This is a genomic window from Flavobacterium sp. JAS (genome assembly GCF_020991455.1).
Taxonomy (GTDB): domain Bacteria; phylum Bacteroidota; class Bacteroidia; order Flavobacteriales; family Flavobacteriaceae; genus Flavobacterium.
Genome location: NZ_JAJMOX010000055.1, coordinates 1 through 413, shown reverse-complemented (window position 1 = coordinate 413; position 413 = coordinate 1). Strand labels below are relative to the sequence as shown.

1 protein-coding gene is annotated in these 413 nt (G+C 38.5%); it reads left to right on the top strand.

What is annotated here, in order from left to right:
• Nucleotides 1-413 (top strand): AMP-binding protein (locus LPB88_RS23710; protein WP_230718278.1); only part of this gene is annotated, 413 nt, incomplete at both ends.

Here is a 413-nt window from a genome sequence, read left to right as displayed (position 1 = left end):
TTTGATGCTTCCATATCAGAGATTATGATGAGTTTGTACAGTGGTGCTGCTTTGTGTATTCCGAGTGAAGAAACCATTAAAGACAAAGAGGCGTTTGTAGAATTTCTAAAACAAACGCAATCAACCGTTGTAACTTTTCCTCCAAGCTATTTAGCTTTATTAAGCAGTGAAGATATCTCAGGACTAAGATGTATTATTACTGCCGGAGAATCAGCTGATCCGGGTACAGCCTTGAGAGTTACAGCATCAGGAATTGCATATTATAATGCTTATGGTCCTACAGAGTGCGCCGTTTGTGTATCTATTTATCAAGCAAAAGGACATGAGAAAAGAGTTATCCCTATTGGTAAACCCATATCCAACACCCAGATTTACATCTTAAATGATTCCTTGCAGATTGTTCCGATAGGAAC